This is a genomic window from Geobacillus sp. ZGt-1 (assembly GCF_001026865.1).
Taxonomy (GTDB): domain Bacteria; phylum Bacillota; class Bacilli; order Bacillales; family Anoxybacillaceae; genus Geobacillus; species Geobacillus thermoleovorans.
The window spans coordinates 154,785-155,139 of record NZ_LDPD01000006.1; positions in this window are offsets into that span (position 1 = coordinate 154,785).

Sequence of the window (355 nt, forward strand, 5' to 3'; positions counted from 1 at the left end):
TTAAATTGCATCTATATAGACAAGCTTTCACGAGCGCCTGCGATGGATACTACGAGTCCATCAGCACATAAACGGGACGGCGTACATCCCATTTTGTTTCGATGTCAATTTATGTTGGCGAATTTGCTCATCTACAGTTAATTAGTGAGAAAAAGACAGTAATCACGAACATGGATCGGTTAATGGTTTTTTGAAACAGCACTTGGGTTGCGGCGATTATACGGGGTGTGCAACAACATTTGTTTAATCGCTTGATCAGGTTCGATTTCTTTGAATCATTTCGAAAAAAGAAATGTATAAGATTATGATGATGTTTTATGAAAAAAGGGGTGTTGCAACAGCAACAAGAAAAAGG